This window comes from Serratia sp. Ag1 (genome assembly GCF_000743355.1).
Taxonomy (GTDB): domain Bacteria; phylum Pseudomonadota; class Gammaproteobacteria; order Enterobacterales; family Enterobacteriaceae; genus Chania.
On the sequence record NZ_JQEI01000023.1, the window covers coordinates 230,625 to 251,173 of the forward strand.

Here is a 20,549-nt window from a genome sequence, read left to right on the forward strand (position 1 = left end):
TTTCACAGATTGCCATCTGGAAGGCGAATTATAAATGAGAATTATCAAACCCCTACGTCTTGGGATGATGAATCGTCCTTGTTTTTATAAAGCACATAAGCCGTACTTAGGTATTGCCGTTCTGGCATTGGTCGATATGGGCGCACAACCCATGCTGCGCCCAGAGCCGGAATTATGGCAACTGGCCCAACGTGAATTGTCCAGCACCGGGGGCGTGGTTGATACCGCTTGCCCCAAATATTACGCCGAGTTTCTGGCCACGGGTCAGGCTTATCCGCACAACTGTTTAGCTGAGAATGTTTGCCGGGTCAGCATTACGCTGGGCGAAAAACAAAAATCATTAATCGTTTCTGGCGATCGGCAATGGCAGGGCGCCACCCCCACTGCTCCACGGCCTTTCACTTCTTTGCCGCTTGACTGGTCCCATGCGTATGGTGGCCCGCTCATTGCCGACAATCCGTTAGGCATCGGCGCAGAGGTTGAAGGGGCTCCGCAACCTCTGCCCAACATCGAATTACCGAATGAACGGGTGACTGAGCCTGCGCAGCGGGTAACCCCTGCCGGTTTTGACGCCATCGATATCACCTGGCCTGCCCGGCAAGCGTTTATTGGCAAACGCTACGATGAAGCCTGGGTACAGCGTGGCGCGATTGGCCTGGCCGATGACGCCGATCTCCGCCTGTTCAACATTGCTCCGCGCGATCAGCAATGGCAGGAACAGGATGAATTACCGCGCGGTGCGCAGTACCGGATCGAGAATATGCACCCCGAGCATGCCGTGCTGGAAGGGCAACTCCCGCAGTGGAAGGCGCGCTGCTTTGCCCACCACACGGAACAGGGGGAAGAGGTTTTCTCGGAGATCGCACTGCGTCAGACCACGGTCTGGTTCCTGCCACACCTGGAGCAACTGATTCTGGTGTATCACGGTGAACTGCCGCTTGAAGCGCTGGATGATGATGCCCATGGCGTTCATATGCTGATGCCCGCACTGGAACATCAAGACCAGCCACGTTCGTTAGAGCATTACCGGGATGTCTGGATTAAGCGCAGCGATCGGGAAAAAGGCAGCGCCTTCGCTTTTCAGGATCATGATTTATTGCCGGAAGAGAGCATTGGGCCGTGGATCGATAACACGCCTGAAGCAGAAACCGAGCATCCGTTGCAGCAAAACCTGGCAGCCCGCAAGCAGGCCATCTATCAGGATGCCGACCAACGCCTGAAAGTGGTCGACAGCAAACTGTACCAAGAAGCGAAAGAGGTGCCGGATATCAAGCGCCCTATGCTGTCGCAATTGCCTGAATTTATGGCACAAATGGAAGAGATGGCCAGCAAGGCGAAAGAAGACGCCATGCAGAACATGGAGCAGCGCATGCCAGAAAGGCAAGAGTATGATGCGCGCCGCCCAACGGGGCCGGAATCAATGCATAAAATGCGCAGCGCTTTGCAACAGCAGCAAGGTGCATTGCATCCCGGTCAGGAAGAAGGGCTGCATCAGCTGTATCGCCTGGGTGTCACCAGCCAGAATGTTGCGCCGCGCCTGAGCGGTGAGCAGGCTGCACAGTTGAGAACGTGGGTGATTGGCAAAATGGCGCAGGACCGTAACTTTACCGGCTGCGATCTGACCGGTGCCGATCTCTCTCATCTGGATCTCAGCGGGGCCAATCTGACGCGCGCCATGCTGGAAAACGCCGATCTGAGCCACTGTATTCTGGATCACGCCACGCTGACGCAAACCATTCTGGCGCGTAGCCTGATGAGTCACACCTCGCTGCGCTATAGCTTGCTCAATGAAGCGACGTTGGCGCAGGCCATTTGCCACGGCTGTGATTTTACCAGCACCGAACTGAGCAAGGTAGCAACCGAAGGTACGCAGTTTGAACGCTGCAACTTCAGCCAGGCGACGATTGCGCACCAGATGTTCAGCGAAACCTCGTTGACTGACTGTGATTTCAGCGCGGCTTCCTTCGATAACGTTATTTTCAACGGGATCACGCTGGAGAACCCTCGTTTTTCCTCTGCGCGCCTTAACAAAGGCACTTTTGTTGACAGCCGTTTGGAGCGGGCCGTGTTTGAAAACGCACAGCTTAAGCGCTGTTCCATGACTCAGTGCCAGGCCGATAACATTGATTTCACGCGTGCCCGGCTGGAGAACTGCGCTTTTGTGGCGGGGACGTCATTGGAAAACGCCCGTTTCACCCGAGCGGTGCTGATGCAGTGCAACCTGCGCCAAATGCCGCTGAAAGGGGCTGATTTAAGCTTTGCCACGCTGGAGAACTGCGATCTGTCTGAAGCCACCTTGCAGCAGGTGACCCTGCTGCGGGTGCAGGCCAACGACTCGCTGTTTATTCGCAGCAATCTGGAAGGGGCCGATCTCAGGCAAGCCAGCCTGATTGGCAGCCGGTTGCAGAAATCACGGCTTATCGGTTGCGATCTTACCGCCGCCAACCTGTTCCGTGCAGATATTTCACAGGCGGAGATCGATGACACCACTCTGATGCGGGATGCCTGGGTCAAACAGATGAAGATCTACCCGCAACGCAGTAAAGGAGCTGAACAATGAATGCCGCTCAGCTACAGCAAAAAGTTAAACAGGGCGAGGTGATCGAGGAGCAGGTGTTGTGTGGCATCAACCTGGTTTCGGGTGATTTGGCCGGTGGCATTTTCAGGCAGGTGGATTTCAGTGATGCCGACTTTAGCGACTGCAATCTGGAGCGCTGCCTGTTTATTGATTGCACCCTGGTGGCTGCGGTATTTACCCGCGCCCATTTGCAGAGTGTCAGTTTCAGTGAATCTGATTTACGCCATGCCAACTTTAGCGGCACGTCCTTGCCGGGGTTGATCTTCAGCGAATGCAATTTGCAGCACGCGGATTTCAGCCAGGTGCAGGCGACAAAAATGCAGTTTATCGGCTGCCGTTTAGAGCACAGCCTGTTTCGTCAGGCGCAGTTCGAGAAGAGCGCTATTTCTGAGTCGATGATGGGAAACAGCGATTTTAGCGAGGCCAAACTGCAAAAAACCACGTTGTATCAATTGGATCTACGTCAGTACATCCCTTCTGGTGCACATTTTGAGCAGGTGAATTTTTTTGAATGCCAACAGCAGGGGCTCGATTATCACGGCCAGTCACTGATTCAGTGCATGTTTACCCGCAACCAATTGGACAATGTGAATTTTGCCGCCGCCGTGCTCAATTTCAGCCTGTTCCATGGAGCATCAATGCAGAATGCGAACCTGCGTGGCGTTCAGGCCGAAGGGGCTCAGTTTGCCGACGCGGATCTGTCTTACGCTGACTGCCGTGCCAGCCAGATGAACCAGTCGGTGTGGATTAACGCCTGTTTGTCCGCCACCCATTTTGCGGGCTGCCAGCTTGTGCAGGCGCAGTTCAACAAAAGTCGGGCCTCGGGGGCGTTGTTTACCGACACCCAACTGGTCTATGCCAATTTTTCGTATGCAGACATCAGCTACGCCGACTTTGGCGGGGCGCATTTTAACCAGACACAATTTCATCGGGCCGTACAGCAGGACACTCGCTGGGGAGACAAAACCGGGGTGCTTGCCAACGATCCCGAACTGTTTGCCGCTGAAAGCTGGAGCGAGCAGCCGTATCACCCGAAGCATGGATAAGGAGAAGAGTCCAATGAGCACCGCAACCACATCACATGCTCTGCCGGTCTATTTACCGCAACAATTCAGCGGGCAGGTAGCCAATATTTTATCCGATGGCAGCATGGTTGTTGAAAGTGAAGGACGCGGTTGGCATTGCCGCCGGGCGGCCAGTTGCCTGTTGACGCCGGAGGCGGGCGATATCGCGCTGATCGCCCGTTCCAGCGATGAAAAACTCTGGCTGTTGGCGGTGCTGGAGCGGGCCAAACCGCAGCAGGCGGCGCAAATCATGGTTGAGGGCGATCTGAATATTGCCACACGCGGCGGTTCACTCACTCTGAACAGTGAACGCCAGTTGGCGCTGAAAAGCCACCAGCTACAGGTGAACTCTGCCCATGGCGATTGCAGCATCGGCAACCTGGAATACCGTGGGGACGAGTTTAGCGCCCGCGTTACCCTCAGCCGTTGGCTCGGGGATCGCTGCGAATCCGTCTGGCAAACGCTGACGCAACTGAGTGACGTGGTGTTCCGTCAGGTCAGGAAAACGGAGCATGTTCGTGCCGGGCAAATCGACTATCAGGCCGAAGACTACGCGCGGTTGCACGCTCGCAGCACCATGATTACTTCGGAAACGATAACCAAAATAGATTCGGAACAGATCCACGTCGGTTAGGCCGCAACGGACAACCCATAACACCGAATACTGGCTAACAAGAAGGAACTTATTGATGCCTGCAAATTGCCAATTGGCTGGGATAGATTTTGCCATCGTTGATGTCTGTATCACTCCGCCGGTCGTGCCGATTCCGTACCCTAATTTTGCGCAGGGGTGTCTGGCTATTCCGAACGTACTGCATATTTTTTTCAGTGCGATGCCCGCGCATAACCTGCTGACGATTATTCCCTGTACCGGAGGGGATTCACCCGGTGTGCTTGGCGGCGTCTGCTCGGGAACCGTGATGGGGCCTTCCCGGCATATTACCGGGGTGGTGACTTTCTTAGTGGCGGGATTTCCGGCAACCCGTTTGACCTGCCTGACGCAGCAGAATCTCACCAACGTGATCGGCGTGCGAGTGGTGCCCAGCCAACTGACTATCTGGTTATTGGGGCTGTAGAGCGGTAAGCAGGATTTGGTACGGTTCGCCAGCAAGTGAAGAGCGCAGTGTCAGAGAAAACGGGAGCAACAATGAAACAGGTCGTCTGTTTTTGGGTTCAACGTGGTGGTAGAGCGCTCGCGGTGATCGTGGCTGGCCTGTTGCTCTGCGGTTGCCTGAGCATGGGCATGAGCAGCAAAAAAGCCGAACCCGTGGTGGCGTCTTACCGTATTAGCTTCATGGCGACCCGCGAAGCGAATATTAATCAACAGAACAATCCGGCCCCGTTAAAGATCAGCGTGTTTTATTTGCGTTCAGATACCGGGTTTATGAGTGCCGATTTCTTCGCGTTACATAATAAGGCGGCGGCTGTATTAGGTGAAAACTTATTGGGTACTGAGCAGTTCTTTCTGTTACCCGGTGATGAAACGGTCAAAATATCCGGCGAGAAAAAGAGCGAACGTTATTACGTTGGGGTAACCGGTGAGTTTCAGGATTTAAATAATAAAACCTGGCGCATTATTATTCCGATCCCCGATCCGGATAAAGTGCCATTTTATAAGTTCTGGCGTGGTCAACCGCCGCCGCAAGAGATTAAGGTGGTGGCCAATGGGCAAGGGCTGAGTGTAACGGAAAATAGTCATAACAAGAAATAAACGCCAAAATAAGATGGATGACAAAGTTATTGTTTAATTCGAGAGACTCGGGCCTGGTGTACTGAGGGGCGATCTGGCGGCTTACGCTGCTACGCCTCTGCGGTAGGCTTTCCCTGATAACGGGCTTTGTCAGCAGTCTGAACGTGGTACCTAACGTATTTCAAGTATTCGGCAACTTGAAGTATGCGGATATAAAAAGTTTTTATTTCCAAGGATCTCGGTAATGAAACGAGTACATAAAGTCGTTTGGACGGAAGGTATGTTTCTGCGTCCTCATCATTTTCAGCAATCAGAAAATTACCTTGAACACTATATTCGTTCATGGGGAATGGCACAGCAGGAACATCACTGGGGATTTATATCGCTGGATATTGACGAGAGTTCTCTGCGCCTGGGGAATATCGCACTCAATTCCGCCAGCGGTATTATGCCTGATGGCAGCTTCTTTTCTTTTTATGGAGCCGATGAAGCGCCGCTGCCAATTAAAATAGCGGATGGCAAAAACGTGACTAACGTCATGCTGGCGCTACCGGTTCATCGTGCCAGCAGCCGAGAAGTGGCATTTGACGATTCGCCAGACGGATTGGCGCGCTATGTCGCTTATGAAAGCGAAGTGGAAGACATGAATACCGTATCGGTTGGCAGCGCAGAATTGCAGTTTGGCCGCTTGCGTTTGCACCTGATCCCGGAAAATGAACTGACTGCCGACTGGTGCGCGATTGGCGTGCTGCGGGTGTTGGAAAAAAGCGCGGATAACAGCCTGAAGATCGACGCATCCTACATCCCCCCGATGCTGTCCTGCCAGGAAAACCCATTGCTGAACACGTTCATCAGCGATGTTCTTGGCCTGTTGCAGCAGCGCAGCCAGCAGTTGGGGCAGCGCCTGGGCCAAAGCGGACGGGGCGGAATATCAGAAACCTCAGACTTTATGATGTTGCAGTTGATCAACCGCTACGTGGGCATCACGCATCACGCGCACCACCGCAATCAGTATCACCCGGAACGGCTGTTCACCGAATGGCTGGCGCTGGCTTGTGAACTGATGACCTTTTCCCCGGGGCGCACGGCGGGTGAGGCATTACCGGTTTATGACCACGACGATTTGGCCTTCAGCTTCAACGCGTTGATGAACTGGCTGCGGCAAGGTCTTTCTATTGTCTTTGAAGAAAATGCCATTCAGCTACCGCTGATCGAGCGTTCGCACGGCCTGAATATTGCCACCATCCCTTATGCCAACATGACCAACGAATTTGGTTTCGTCATTGCCGTCAATGCCGACGTACCGATGGACGCCATTCGCACCCGCTTCCCGGCTCAACTGAAAGTTGCCCCGGTCAATAGCATCCGCGATCTGGTGCAGTTGCAACTGCCGGGGATCGGTTTGCGCAGCATGCCTGCGGCACCGCGCCAACTGCCTTATCACGCCGGATATACCTACTTTGAGCTGGAAAATAGCGGCGAGCTATGGAAGCAGATGAGCCAGTCCAGTGCTTTTGCGCTGCATCTCGCCGGGGAGTTCCCCGGGCTGAATATGGAATTTTGGGCAATTCGTAACAGGTAACCCGTTGGTGCATACCCTAAATCATTCAAGTTGCGGCTTGCAGCATGACGGGTAGAGCGCTCAGGAAACAGGAACGTTCCATGCAGAATACTCATTCTAAAACGGCTGGCGATGAACGTGCAGCGCCGCAGGCGAATATGAAAGCCTCAAACAACCCGTTGGTGGCGGTGGCAAACCCATTGCTGAACCGGATCCCGCAGATACGGAATCTGGCCAATCGCCCCGATCCGGTGAAGTTACGCCAGACGCTGATTGATGATATCCGCCGTTTCGAAGTGCAGGGGCAGCAGGCGGGGTTACCCTATGACGTGCTGATTGGTGCCCGTTACTGCCTGTGTACCGCACTGGACGAAGCGGCGATGTTCACCCCTTGGGGCAAAAATACCGTGTGGTCCACCAGCGGGCTGTTGGTCACTTTCCATAACGAAACCTGGGGCGGGGAGAAATTCTTCCAACTGCTGGCCCGGCTGTCTAAACAGCCACAGAAAAACATCCTGTTGCTGGAGTTAATCAACTATTGCCTGTTGCTTGGTTTTGAAGGCCGCTATCACATCATCGAGAACGGTTATTCACAGTTGGAAACCCTGAAACAGCGGTTGGCGCAGATTATCCACTCGGTGCGCGGTGAGTATCCGGTGCCGTTATCCCAGCATCCGACCGATCTGCCGGTGAGCAAAAAAACCTGGCGGCCAATGCTACCCGTGTGGGCCTGCGCAGCGTTTCTGGGGCTGATGTCCTGCCTGTGGTTTATCTCGCTGGACTGGCGCTTGGGCGAAGCCACCACGCCGGTAGTGGCCTCCATCTATCAGCTGGATCTGCCACCGGTACTCTCGGCTGAGGTACCGGCACCGCCAACGCCCACCGTTGCCAGCCTTAAAAGCTTTCTGCAACAGGAGATCGATAAAGGCGTCCTGAGCATACATGACGAAGACCAGAAAAGTACCGTGGTGTTGCGCGGTGATGGCCTGTTTGACTCGGCCTCAACCTCGGTACGCGAGGCTTACCGGCCCATTCTCCTGCGGGTGGGGGAAGCCCTCAATAAAATCGATGGGAAAGTGATGGTCACGGGATATACCGACAGCGATGTCATCCGTAAAGCGCGTTTTGCTTCCAATTACGATCTTTCGCTGGCACGTGCCGACTCGGTCAGCGCTTTGCTGAAAAAGTCTCTGACACAGCCAGACCGGCTGATAATCGAAGGGAAAGGTGAGCAGGATCCGGTCGCGCCCAACAATAGTAAAGCCAATAAGGCTTTGAATCGCCGGGTTGAGATCACCTTGCAACTGGCACCGGGTGCTGTCCACAACACGACAATGTCGCTCTAGATGGGGGTCAGATGCTGAATTCAATCATTGCCATTATTACCAGCCGTTTTCTGTGGGGAATGGTGGGCGTGGGTTCCATTTCGATGATCATCTGGTTCATCGGCCCTTACGTTGCTGTGGGCGACTATCGTCCGCTGGAATCGACGGTCAACCGGCAGATCGCGATCGCCATTATTTGTGGGATCTGGCTGCTGTTCAGACTGATCGCCGCAGCCTGGCGCGCACAGCGGAACCGCAAAATGCTGGCACAGATGGCGGAGACGCCAGCGGAAAACGCAGGCAACGACGCGAAGCGCGACGATCCCAAGCTGGTGGAACGCTTTGAAGAGGCCACGCGCCTGCTGAAAAAGGCCCGCTTCAACGGCCAACCCTCGCGCCTGTTGCCCGGCTGGCTGAACCGCTTTGGGCGGCAATATCTCTATCAGTTGCCTTGGTATGTGCTGATCGGGGCTCCCGGTGCCGGGAAAACAACGGCGCTGGTTAACTCCGGCATCAACTTCCCGCTGGCGGATCGTTTCGGGAAAACGGCGCTGCGCGGCATTGGCGGCACCCGCCATTGCGACTGGTGGTTTACCGAAAACGCCGTACTGCTGGATACCGCCGGGCGTTATACCACGCAAGAGAGCCACCCGACGCAGGATGCGCAGGAGTGGGGCAGCTTCCTGGGCTTATTGAAGAAATACCGCCCAAGACAGCCGATCAACGGTGTGATCGTGACCGTCAGTATCAGCGATCTGATGAATGACACCCCAGAGGAGCGCCAGGAGCAGGCTCAGGCGCAGCATAAGCGCCTGGTGGAACTGCGCGAATCGTTAAAAATCGACTTCCCGGTCTACATCATGGTCAGCAAAGTTGACCTGCTGCGCGGGTTCCTGGGCTATTTCGGCCAGTATGACAAAGAGCAGCGGAGCCAGATCTGGGGCTTTACCTTTGCCCGCAGCGAGACCCAGCAGGCCAGTTTCGAACTGATGGCAGCGTTTGAACATCACTTTACCCTGCTGCAACAGCGCCTGAATGCCGGGCTGGCGGACACCATGCTGGCGGAACAGGATCAGCAAACGCGTACCGAAAGTTACCTGTTCCCGCAGGCGTTTGCCCGGTTGCGGCAGGTCTTGGGGGATTACCTCAACACGCTGTTTGCCACTTCCAGTTTTGAAGCCTCTTTCACGCCGCGCGGTGTCTACTTCACCAGTGGCACGCAGGATCGGATGCCTTTCGACAAAATGATGTCGGAAATGAGTGGTTCGCTCCACCTGACTCCGCGCCCAGCCGAAGACGCACAGCACGGCGAAGAGGCGGAAGAAGAGAAGCAGACCCAAGGCAAAAGCTATTTCCTGAAAAAGTTTCTGGAGGAAGTGGTGTTCCGTGAGTCGGATTTAGCCAGCAACAACCGCTGGTGGATCTACCGCAACACCACGCTGCACTGGGTCGGCTATCTGCTGTTGGGGGCCATCTTCGTGACGGCTGGGCTGTTCTGGTATTCCAGCTACACCAACAACCACAACTACCTGAAAGAAGTCAGCACCCACGTTCCGGTGCTGGAGCAGCAGGGCAGTGAGATGGAGCTGTATAACTATCAGGATATTTTCACTCTGCTGCCCTACCTTAATCGCCTGCAAAAGTTAGGTGGCAGCAGCAGTTTCTCGCTGGAAGAACCGCCGCTCAGCTATCGCTTGGGGCTGTATCGCGGTGCTCAAGTGGCCAGTGCCAGCCAGGCGTTGTACCAAAAGGCGCTGAAAAACATGCTGTTGCCTTTTGTCGCCTGGCAGGTGACCGCCATTTTGCGCAACGACATGGGGGCGGATGCCGATTTCAGCTTCGAAGCGCTGAAAGCCTACCGCATGCTTTATGAGCCGGAACATTACGACGGTAAGTTTCTGCGCGCCTGGGTGATGTTCAACCTGCACCGGATCTCGGGGCCGGGCACCAGCAAAGCGGCGTGGGATGTGCTGGACGGGCACCTGAAACAGCTGTTGGACGAGCGTATTCAGTCCTCGCCTTACGTGCGTGATGCTTTTCTGGAGCAATCGGCACAGCAACGCTTGAGCGAGGCCCCGCTGTCGGTGCGCATCTATGGGCGGCTAAAGCGTATTCTGCTGAAAGAACCTTCGCTGAAAACCGTCTCGCTGACCGATCTCGCTGGCGCACAGGCAGAGCTGGCCTTCCGGCGTAAAAGTGGCAAACCGGCAGGTGAGGGGATCCCGGGGTTGTACACCCCCAAAGGTTATTGGCTGGCGTTCAATAAACGCATCGATAACGTGGCGCAAACGCTGCTGACGGAAGACGGCTGGGTGATGAACGTCAATGAAAGTGAACTGGCCAGAGAGAGCCGCGCCGATCTGCTGAAAACTGTTCGCCTGCTGTATATGCAGGATTTCATCAGCGCCTGGGACGGTGTGCTGGGTGATATCGAGCTGAAAAACATTGCCAATCTGAGTCAACGGATCAACACCGCACGTCTGCTCTCTGCCGGGGATTCGCCGTTACGCAACTTTCTGATCAACGTGGTGAAGAACATCAAGCTGACCGACGAGCAGGAACAGAAAGACAGTGGTCTGAAGCTGAGTAATGGGGAGAAAAACAGCGCTGGCCCCGGTCATTTTCTCGATACGCTGTTTTACAGCACGCCTTCTGAAGATGTCGGTGATATCTCCTCTTTGCCGGAGCAGGTGGTGATCAAGCATTTTGCGCCGATTATCGAACTGGCACAGAGCACCGATGAGGCGGCAAAGAGCATCCCGTTTGATACGGTGCTCAAACAGGCCGATGGCTTATACAACTACCTGATTGCGGTACAAAGCGCGGCCAATAGCGGCATGGCTCCTCCACCGGGCGACGTCATTCTGGCACTGCAGGCCGAATCGGGCCGTCTGCCGCAGCCATTTAAAGACATGATGCTTTCATTGGCGGTCGGTGCCAGCAGCGATTCGCAAATGAAAGAGCTGGAAGGGCTGCAAAAACGCGTCGGCTTTGAAGTGGGCAACTTTTGCAAGCAGGCCATCAGCGGGCGCTACCCGCTGGTGAGCCATGCTCAGCAGGAGATCGCCAGTAATGACTTTTCGCGCATGTTTGCGCCTAACAGCGGCATTATGGACAGCTTTTTCCGCCAGAACCTGGAAGGCAAGGTGGATACCTCGCGCGGTGGCTGGCGTTTCAACCCAGGCGTGGACGGTAAAACGCTGTCCGGCGGCAGTAACATGCTGCGCTCGTTCCAGCAGGCTCGTGACATCCGCGAGACCTGGTTCAGCGGGCAGAATCAGAAACCCTCTTACCACCTGACGATCAAACCGGTCAGCATGGATTCGGACATTCTCAGCATGACGCTGGATATCGACGGGCAAATCTTCCACTACAGCCACGGCCCGCTGGTGCCGCTGGTGGTGAGTTGGCCGGGGACGGGCAATACCAATCAGGTCAGCCTGCAATTGGCACTGGTTAACGGGCAAATGGCCACTCTGGTTACCAACGGGGATTGGGCGCTGAACCGCCTGATCGACAAAGCCGCGCTGAAGCCCAACTCGGCATCGCTCACCCAGACGGCGACCTTTAATTTGGAAGGGCACCGGGTATTGCTGGAACTGACGCCAGACAGCATCCGCAATCCTTTCCAGCCCACGGCCTTTAACTGTCCATAGGAAGCGAACAATGACGCAATTGGAAACCTCGGTTGAACAGGGTAATGGTATTGGCTGGTACGGCAAGATCCCCAGTTGTGGCGACTTTGTGCAGCGCCGCCTGCCTGCCACGCTGGTGAATCAGTGGGCGCATTGGTTCCAGTCTGGCCTGATAGCCCGGCAGCTTTCTGTACCGCCCGATGGCCGCTACTCACTGAACGGTGCGCCAATGTGGAACTTTGTGCTGCCTGCCACGCTCGGCACGCCGTTTGCCCAGTTGGGTTACCTGTTGGCGTCGCAGGATCGCGTTGGGCGTCACTATCCGCTGCTCGCCATGTGGCTGGTTTCCCCGGAGCAGTGGCGGAATGAACACCTGTCGCTGGCGGCGGAGCGCTATTACGGCATCGGGCAGATTCTGCAGCGCGGCGTGCATCAGTGCCATTCCATTGAGCGCATCGACCGGGCTTTGCAGGCGTTACCTCTTATTGAGGCATCGCAGGGGGAGAGTGAGATAACGCCAGGGTGGCCGATGGCAGTGGCGGAGTTTGATCCGCTCCAATACGGCAGTTTCTGGTGGAGCACGCCGGGCGCTGGCAAACCGTTTGATGCTCATATCCACAGCGGCAATCTGACGGTGCAGCTTTTTCATCATCTATTTGAGCCTGTCAGCGACGTAAAACATGCGCGCCAAGGGCTGTATGGACCGATGTTCGATTAGGGAGAACAGTGATGACGATTGAACGCCTGCTGACGCCGGTAACGCCGGAAACCAGTTGCGGTGACAACCTGGAATATGACGCTGAGTTTATGCGCATGACGCAGGCCGCTGCTGGCAAACCTGAACAGCAGTTTGGCGACACGATTATTCCGGCAGAAGCCCCCGACTGGGGCGCGGTGGAGCGCCTGGCTACCGCCCTGCTGAGCCGCACCAAAGATCTGCGGGTGATGTTTTTCCTGTCCCTCGCCTGGACGCAGTTACGCGGGCTACAAGGCTATGCCGACGGTTTACAGCTGATCTATCTGGCGATCGAACGTTACTGGCATCAGCTCCATCCGTTGTTGGAGAGTGACGGTGTGTACGATCCGATGTTCCGCACCAATGCGCTGGCAGAGCTGGGGGATAACACTCAACTGACCCACGCGGTGCGGGCGGCAAGCCTGATTAAGAATGGCGGCAGCGAACTTTCACTGCGCGATGCGGTGGCGCTGCTGGACGGCAGCAAGCAGGAACTGCCCAACTTCCCTAATGGGGTGGCCTATCTGCGTAACGAACTGAGCAATCCACAGCAGAGCAACATTCAGAGCGTGCAGGCCATCAGCAATACGCTGGCAAAACTGCGCCATGCCATTCATCTCCATCTTGGCGAGAGCGCATTGCCGGAGATGACGCTGCTGCAAAAAACCGTTGATAGCGTCACGCAGGCGATTCAGCAGTCTGAAAACCACGGCATGAGCGAAGCCGAGCCGGATGTGATCCTGACCGCTGAAGCGTTGAACCTGCCCGGCGATCCTTTACCGCTACCGCTGGGGGAGTTCGGTTACGGCCAGGTGCAATCCCGCGCCGATGCTTTGCATCTGCTGGAGAAAGTCAAAGGTTACTTCCAGCTCTACGAACCCAGCCACCCGGCACCGCTGATGATTGAGCGGCTGCAGAAGCTGATCAATCTGAATTTTCTCGAAATTGTCAGCGATCTGGCACCGGACGGTTTACGCCAGCTGGAGGTCATTCTCGGAACGCGAGAGAAACAGGATGGAGAGAATTAGTCAGGCAGCGTGGTTACCGCAAAGAGCGGAGTGGATGTTATCAAAAACCTCTAATAACAGTGATTTATGGAGAAAATAATGGCAAATGTCAAAACGCGTAGCGGGCAGAAGTTTATCGCCCGCAACCGGGCACCCCGCGTACAGATCGAATACGACGTTGAGATCTACGGTGCAGAACGAAAAATCCAGTTGCCTTTCGTGATGGGTGTGATGGCCGATCTGGTGGGAACGCCGCTTGAGCCACAGCCCAATCTGGAGGAGCGCAAGTTTCTTGAGATCGATATCGATAATTTCGACGAACGCATGAAATCACTCAAGCCCAGAGTCGCGTTTCAGGTAGAGAACACCCTGAATGGCGATGGCCACCTGAACGTCGAGCTGGCATTTGAAAGCATGGATGACTTCTCCCCGGCAGAGATCGCTCGCAAGGTCGAACCGCTGAGCCGCCTGCTGGAAGCCCGTACCCAACTGTCAAACCTGCTCTCTTATATGGACGGCAAAAACGGTGCCGAAGAGCTGATTACCAGCGTGCTGAGCAACCCGGCACTGTTGCAGTCGCTGACCCAGGCACCAAAACCACAAACCGGTAGCCCAGCCAATGCCGAACCGGTGGCGGAGGAGTAAATCATGAGCCAACAACTTGAGCACTACGCTGCCCCCGTGGCGAAAGCCTATACCAGTGATGAGTTCAGTTCATTGCTGCAAAAAGAGTTTCGCCCCAGAACCGATCAGGCGAAAGAAGCGGTTGAAAATGCGGTGAAAACCCTGGCGCAACAGGCGTTGGAAAATACCGTCACCGTCTCTGCCGATGCCTATCGCACCATTCAGGCGCTGATCGCGGAGATCGACGGCAAACTGTCGCGGCAGATCAACAAGATTATCCACCATGAAAGCTTCCAGAAGCTGGAAGGGGCCTGGCAAGGGTTGCATTACCTGGTCAACAACACCGAAACCGACGAGATGCTGAAAATCCGCTTTATGAGCATCTCCAAACGTGAGCTGGGGCGAACCCTCAAGCGCTATAAAGGCGTGGGCTGGGATCAGAGTCCGTTGTTTAAAAGCGTGTATGAAAACGAGTATGGTCAGTTCGGCGGTGAACCCTTCGGCTGCCTGGTGGGGGATTACTATTTTGATCACAGCCCACCGGACGTCGAGCTGCTGGGTGAAATGGCAAAAATCAGCGCCGCTTCGCACTGCCCGTTTATCTCGGGGGCGGCACCCAGCGTGATGCAGATGGAGTCCTGGCAGGAACTGGGCAATCCGCGCGATCTGACCAAAATCTTCCAGAACACCGAATATGCGCCTTGGCGCAGCCTGCGCGAATCTGAGGATGCACGCTATATCGGCCTGGCTATGCCGCGCTTTCTTTCGCGCCTGCCTTATGGCATCAGAACCAATCCGGTCGATGAGTTTGATTTTGAAGAAGAGACCGACAGCGCTAACCACGAGAATTACACCTGGGCCAATGCGGCTTACGCAATGGCGGCCAACATCAACCATTCGTTCAAAGAGTATGGCTGGTGTACCGCTATTCGCGGTGTGGAATCCGGTGGGGCCGTTGCCGATCTGCCATGCCATACCTTCCCCAGCGATGACGGTGGCGTGGACATGAAGTGCCCGACGGAAATTGCCATCAGCGATCGGCGTGAAGCTGAACTGGCTAAAAACGGCTTTATGCCGCTGATTCACCGTAAAAACTCGGACTTTGCGGCGTTTATCGGCGCTCAGTCGCTGCAGAAACCGGCGGAATATTACGATCCTGACGCCACGGCCAACGCCCAACTGGCAGCCCGCTTGCCTTATCTGTTTGCCTGTTGCCGTTTTGCCCATTACCTGAAATGCATCGTGCGCGACAAGATTGGTTCATTCCGCGAACGCAGCGATATGGAGGTGTGGCTGAATAATTGGATCATGAATTACGTCGATGGCGATCCGGCCAACTCATCGCAAGAAACCAAAGCCAGAAAACCACTGGCGGCGGCAGAGGTTCAGGTGCAGGAAATTGAAGATGCCCCGGGATATTACGCGGCGAAATTCTTCCTGCGGCCCCATTATCAACTGGAAGGGTTAACCGTTTCGTTACGCTTGGTGTCGAAACTGCCCTCATTAAAACAGAGTTAATTAGCCCGATATTTATATCGCAGATTACCCGGGTGGAAATTTAGCGGGTAAATAGCGGCAGTGATAACTATTGGGCCTTAAAGAACAGCAGAGGAATCATAATTATCCTTACGGGATAGTTCGGATTTCTCATGCCGTGTACCACCGTTGATTTAAAAAACGGAATTTACTCAACTCTATACCCAAGAGGTTTTAGATATGGCAATTGATATGTTTATGAAAGTTGATGGCGCCAATGGTGAATCCAAAGACGCGAATCATAAAGGTTGGACCGACATTATTTCCTTTACCTGGGGTGCATCTCAGCCTGGAAATATGGGCGTTGGCGGTGGTGGGGGTACCGGGAAGGTGTGTTTTAACGATTTGCATATTAAGGCATTGATCGATAAATCCACCCCGGCGTTACTGAAGCACTGCTCCAGCGGCAAACATCTGGGCAAAGTCGAGCTATCTGTCTGCAAAGCAGGTGGCGGTCAGATGGAATATACCCGAATTACGCTGGATGACGTGTTGGTCACCAATGTTCAATATACCGGTGCTGATGATGGCGACACCGTAGGCATCCTTTATTCCTTCCAGGCTGCCAAAGTACAGCAGCAATACTGGGAGCAAACTGAGCAAGGAGGCAAAGGCGCAGAAAGCAGCGCTGGCTGGGATATTAAACAGAACTGCGAAGCGTAATTAATGTGGACGATTTCCATGTATGACTGTGGAAATCGTCCATTACGCCCATTGTTTTTCAAGATGCAGGGGGGCGCTGCCTGCATCTTGAAGTATGACGGGTATAAGCAAATATCAATAGGGAAGTGATTATGCGGCTAACGATGATCAGGAACAGGGACAATGAGCGGCTCCCCCAGAATTACTGTGATTTTACGGCACCAGGGGGAACCATTGGGCGTGATACGAATAATACGTTGATCCTGCCTGACCAAAGCCGGGCAATTTCCCGTCTGCAGGCCGTTGTGCATATTTCCCCGAATGGAGAAGCGGCTATTACGCACCGGGGAAGCACCACCGCGTTGCTGTTGAACGGCAGCGAGTTGCCCTATAACGTGCAACAGCCGCTGGCCGATGGCGATATTATCGATATCGCCGGTTACCAGTTCAGCGTGAGCCTGATTAATCAGCCGGTTTCACTGGCCCCGTTATTGGTGTCTCACGGGGTGGTCTCATCGACCAATGACATCGATGAGTCAGTCTGGGATAACCTGGAGGCCGAGTTTTTATTGCCCCCATCGTTGCATCACAAACCGTTAACTCAGGATCCTCATCACCCGCTGTTGGCCAACGAACCAGAGAATCGTGCAGCTAAAGATCCGCTGGCGATGGAGCAAGAGACCGATCTCGCCTCGTTGCATGAAAAAATCTGCGATCCAGACCAACTGTTTGCGCAGGATGATCCCTTCTCTTTGCCACCTATTATGAAAGACACCACGCCCAGCGTGCTCTCGGTGAACCGTAAATGGGTGGCAGAGGACCAGCCGCCGTCCGAATCTGCCCAGCAACCGGCAATGGACCACGCGCCATCCATTCTGGGTCTGTCGGGTGAGCAGGAAATAGCGTGGCCCGCGCAGGCCGACGGCGGCAGTGAGGATGATGTTTTGCTCGGCCTGTTTGCCGACAACGCGATACCGCTTTCTTCCACTATCGACGACGGTGCTGCCTTTGACGCTGGCCCTGCGATCTGGCCCGCTGCAGCTGAGGATCTGGTGGCGGTAGAGGCACCTGCACCGCCGCAGGCTGCGGTGGCCGTTGCTGAAGCAGAAAGCAAGTCTGAGGTGAGCGCTCAGCAGGAAGATCTCTCCTGGGCGCAGCAGATGCGGGCGACCGAACACTTTGCTTTTAATGATGTTGCCGCCGAAGCGAGTGAAATGCGGCATAGGGAGCCGGTGGCATATCGTGAAGAAAAAGCCGACGACGCATTGCCCTCGCTCACCCGGCTGGGGGTCGATCCGGTCAGGCATCAACCCTTCAAACCGGCCAAGTCTGCTTCACAGGAACAGTTGCACGGTGAGCTATTCAGCGCCTTTGTGGCTGGGTTGGGGCTGGATGATGCGGTGTTGCAGCCGGATTTCTCGCCAGAGCAGCTTTATCTGGCCGGTAAGCTGCTCAGTTTGTTCTCACAGGGCACCGTGGCGTTACTGTCGTCGCGCAGCATTCTAAAGCGCGGCCTGAAGGCCGAAATGACCATGATCCTGGAGGAGGAGAATAACCCGTTCAAGATGCTGCCGTCGGGTAAAACCGTGCTGCTGCAAATCTTCAGCACCCCGATGCCGGGCTTTATTCCGCCGGAAAACGCCGTGCGCGATGCAATGATCGATCTGCAGGCCCATCAACTGGGCATGATTGCCGGGGTGCGCGCCATTATTGCCGCCATGCTGCAAACCTTCCACCCGAATACCCTGGAGAAAATGGCGGCGGAGCAGGGCACGTTGCCGGGCAAAGGTGTGTTTGCGGGTAACCGCAAGGCGGCACTGTGGGATACGCTGCAAGCCCAGTATCAGCGGGTGGCTAATGAGGTGGAGGATGATTTCCATACGCTGTTCGGCGAGGCTTTTCTCCACGCTTATGACCTGGAGATCCGCCAGTACAAAGCGTCTCAGAATCAGCAGGCTCAGTGATGAAAATAGAGGCCGTCTGGTACTCGAACCGGGGTAGCCGCGCGCAGAATCAGGATAAAACCGGCGAGTATCTCGGTGAACACTCAGCCTGCTTTGTGCTGTGCGATGGCGTGGCGGGGGATGCGGGCGGTGAGCAGGCCGCTACGCTGGCCTGCCAGTTTCTGCTGGAGCACGCCGCGCAGGGCATCCCCTGCCAGCCTGACGGCACCCCTGCGTTAATCGACCAGCTCCAGCAGCGGATTCATCAGGCTCAGCAGCAGGATCAGGCCTACAGCCGCATGCGCACCACGTTGGTGGCGCTGTTTATCAATCGTTCCACTCAGCAGGCGCATTGGGTGCATGCCGGGGACAGCCGGCTCTATCTGTTCCGCAATGGCTACCTATGCCAGTCCACCACCGACCATAGCCTGGTGCAAAAAATGAAAGATGCCGGTTTTCAAACCGGCGGTCTGCCAGACAACCTGCTGTATGCCGCACTCGGCACCGGCAAATATCAGGATGCCAGCTATAGCCCCACGCTGACTCTGGCCGATGGCGATGTATTTCTGCTGTGCAGCGACGGTTTCTGGAAGCGCTACAACCTGGCGCAACTGGAATACACGCTGCGTCTGGCCCATACCCCGACGGAGTGGTTGACGCTGATCGAGCATTTAACACCGCCGCTCTCGCAGCAGGATAACTACAGCGCGATTGCCGTGTGGATCGGTTCCCCGCAGGAATCGACCTTATTACAGATACTCCCGTTGGAAGAGAAAGTTGTCTTCCAGACGCCTAACCCCCAAAGAAACAGGAGATAACCCGTGAAATCCTTGTTCTCTGTTCTCAAAGATACTTCCTTAGTCAGCGCGCTTGAGCAAAGCGAGTTGGCGGTTAAGGCCGCGCCCGAAAACGCCGACAAACGTGCCGAGTGGGTGCAATTACTGTTGCTTTACGGCGATTGGCCGCGCGCCAGAATGCACCTGCAAGCCTGGCAGGCGTTAGCCCCGCTGGCTGGCCCCACCACGCAGCAGTTGTCTGAAAACCTGGCGGCAGAACTCCAGCGCGAGCAGGTTTTTCGTGGCGACATGGGCCCCGGGTTTGTCACGCCCCCTAATGAATGGCTGTTGCTGTTGGCAGAAGCGCTGCGTGCTGCGCCACAGCAGGCCAGCGAACTGCGCGATCGCGCTTTCGATCTGGCGGTGGCGAATGCCGGGCAGTTTTCGCTCAACGGTGCGGAAGAATCCTCAGCGGTTACCCATTTCAACTGGCTGGCGGACGCTGACAGCCGCCTGGGGCCAGTCTGCGAGCTGTTTCTGGATGGCCGTTACTACTGGGTGCCTTTTCACGACATCGAGTCGATTCAGTTCCAGCCGCCGCAGAATGTGGTTCACCTGATTTGGGCCCATGCGATGGTGAAGTTCCGTTCAGGGAAGCAGCAGGTGTGTCAGATCCCGGCGCGCTATCCGCTGACCGCAAACTGCGACGATGCCCACCGCCTGGGCCGCAAAACCGACTGGCAAGACTTGAGTGACAACGGGCACTACGCGGGGCAGGGGCAAAAATCCTGGATCACCGATGAAGACGAGTGCGCATTGCTGACTTTGCGGCAGATTCAGTTCACCACGGATGAAGCGTAATGACCGATACCCTCAACGATCGTGTGAGCCCCGCACCCGCCGCAGGTGCACGGGCTGGGCGGAGAAGCAGTGAGATTTCCTCGCGCGATCGGATGCTGCCTGCGTTGTTTGATCGGCTGACGGATTTTGAACCGCAGAACCCACGGGAAGCGGACAGAAACAAGACCATTTCGCACAGTACGCTGCGGAAAATGATCCTGCGCGATTTGCAATGGCTGTTTAACTGCAACAACAACGAGCCGATGCTCGAACTGCAGGCATTCCCAGAAGTGCGGCGTTCCACCGTCAACTATGGCATTACGCCGCTGGCGGGGAAAAAAATGTCGGAAATCGAGTGGCCGGATATCCAGAAAAACCTCACCCAGGCCATCCTCAATTTTGAACCGCGCATTATCCCGAGCCAACTGAAGTTGCTCTGTGTTTCCGGTTGGGATGACCTGGATACGCACAACATCTTGTCGATAGAGATCCGTGGGTTGCTGTGGTGCAGCCCCCATCCGCTGGAGTTCTGTTTTCGTTCTGACGTCGATTTGGAAAACGGTTATTTCAATCTCAAAGACATAGGGTGATC

17 protein-coding genes are annotated in these 20,549 nt (G+C 55.4%); all 17 read left to right on the forward strand.

The window, feature by feature from the left end:
- Positions 1–34: 34 nt before the first annotated feature.
- Entirely contained in the window at positions 35–2,560 is a 2,526-nt protein-coding gene (locus IV04_RS14435; RefSeq protein ID WP_037394486.1) for a DUF2169 domain-containing protein, read from the forward strand.
- Positions 2,557–3,624, forward strand: a complete 1,068-nt coding sequence (locus tag IV04_RS14440) for a pentapeptide repeat-containing protein (RefSeq protein ID WP_037394484.1) — start codon at positions 2,557–2,559, stop codon at positions 3,622–3,624. Before IV04_RS14435 ends, IV04_RS14440 begins: the two co-directional genes overlap by 4 nt.
- A 13-nt stretch (positions 3,625–3,637) precedes the next feature.
- A complete protein-coding gene (locus tag IV04_RS14445; protein ID WP_037394481.1) occupies positions 3,638–4,276 on the forward strand; it encodes a DUF3540 domain-containing protein in 639 nt (212 codons plus the stop codon).
- Between the two features lie 55 nt (positions 4,277–4,331).
- Positions 4,332–4,718 (forward strand): DUF4150 domain-containing protein, encoded by a 387-nt coding sequence (locus tag IV04_RS14450; RefSeq protein ID WP_037394479.1) that lies wholly within the window; start codon positions 4,332–4,334, stop codon positions 4,716–4,718.
- Between the two features lie 71 nt (positions 4,719–4,789).
- Complete coding sequence (gene tssJ, locus IV04_RS14455) at positions 4,790–5,353, forward strand: type VI secretion system lipoprotein TssJ (RefSeq protein ID WP_051916807.1); 564 nt, start codon at positions 4,790–4,792, stop codon at positions 5,351–5,353.
- Between the two features lie 223 nt (positions 5,354–5,576).
- Complete coding sequence (gene tssK / locus IV04_RS14460) at positions 5,577–6,914, forward strand: type VI secretion system baseplate subunit TssK (RefSeq protein WP_037394477.1); 1,338 nt, start codon at positions 5,577–5,579, stop codon at positions 6,912–6,914.
- Between the two features lie 44 nt (positions 6,915–6,958).
- Complete coding sequence (locus IV04_RS14465) at positions 6,959–8,239, forward strand: DotU family type VI secretion system protein (protein ID WP_255351710.1); 1,281 nt, start codon at positions 6,959–6,961, stop codon at positions 8,237–8,239.
- 11 nt (positions 8,240–8,250) lie between these two features.
- Complete coding sequence (gene tssM, locus IV04_RS14470; protein WP_037394475.1) at positions 8,251–11,874, forward strand: type VI secretion system membrane subunit TssM; 3,624 nt, start codon at positions 8,251–8,253, stop codon at positions 11,872–11,874.
- Positions 11,875–11,884: 10 nt separating this feature from the next.
- The gene (gene tagF, locus IV04_RS14475; RefSeq protein ID WP_051916808.1) at positions 11,885–12,571 is read left to right on the forward strand and encodes a type VI secretion system-associated protein TagF; all 687 of its coding nucleotides are present in this window, start codon (positions 11,885–11,887) and stop codon (positions 12,569–12,571) included.
- An 11-nt stretch (positions 12,572–12,582) separates the two neighbouring features.
- A complete protein-coding gene (gene tssA, locus IV04_RS14480; RefSeq protein ID WP_037394473.1) occupies positions 12,583–13,617 on the forward strand; it encodes a type VI secretion system protein TssA in 1,035 nt (344 codons plus the stop codon).
- Between the two features lie 78 nt (positions 13,618–13,695).
- On the forward strand, positions 13,696–14,241 hold the full coding sequence (gene tssB / locus IV04_RS14485; RefSeq protein WP_037394470.1) for a type VI secretion system contractile sheath small subunit: 546 nt from the start codon (positions 13,696–13,698) through the stop codon (positions 14,239–14,241).
- A 3-nt stretch (positions 14,242–14,244) separates the two neighbouring features.
- Positions 14,245–15,738, forward strand: a complete 1,494-nt coding sequence (tssC, locus tag IV04_RS14490; RefSeq protein ID WP_051916809.1) for a type VI secretion system contractile sheath large subunit — start codon at positions 14,245–14,247, stop codon at positions 15,736–15,738.
- 198 nt (positions 15,739–15,936) lie between these two features.
- Positions 15,937–16,419 carry a type VI secretion system tube protein Hcp gene (locus IV04_RS14495; RefSeq protein ID WP_037394467.1) on the forward strand — a complete coding sequence of 161 codons (483 nt, stop codon included), beginning with the start codon at positions 15,937–15,939 and terminating at the stop codon, positions 16,417–16,419.
- Between the two features lie 143 nt (positions 16,420–16,562).
- Positions 16,563–18,362, forward strand: coding sequence for a type VI secretion system-associated FHA domain protein TagH (gene tagH, locus IV04_RS14500; protein ID WP_161782098.1), 1,800 nt, complete (start codon positions 16,563–16,565; stop codon positions 18,360–18,362).
- Complete coding sequence (locus tag IV04_RS14505) at positions 18,362–19,159, forward strand: PP2C family serine/threonine-protein phosphatase (protein WP_037394460.1); 798 nt, start codon at positions 18,362–18,364, stop codon at positions 19,157–19,159. Before tagH ends, IV04_RS14505 begins: the two co-directional genes overlap by 1 nt.
- A 3-nt stretch (positions 19,160–19,162) precedes the next feature.
- Positions 19,163–19,978, forward strand: a complete 816-nt coding sequence (locus tag IV04_RS14510) for a type VI secretion system accessory protein TagJ (RefSeq protein WP_037394456.1) — start codon at positions 19,163–19,165, stop codon at positions 19,976–19,978.
- Entirely contained in the window at positions 19,978–20,547 is a 570-nt protein-coding gene (gene tssE / locus IV04_RS14515; RefSeq protein ID WP_051916810.1) for a type VI secretion system baseplate subunit TssE, read from the forward strand. The genes IV04_RS14510 and tssE overlap by 1 nt, the downstream gene beginning before the upstream one ends.
- Positions 20,548–20,549: the final 2 nt, after the last annotated feature.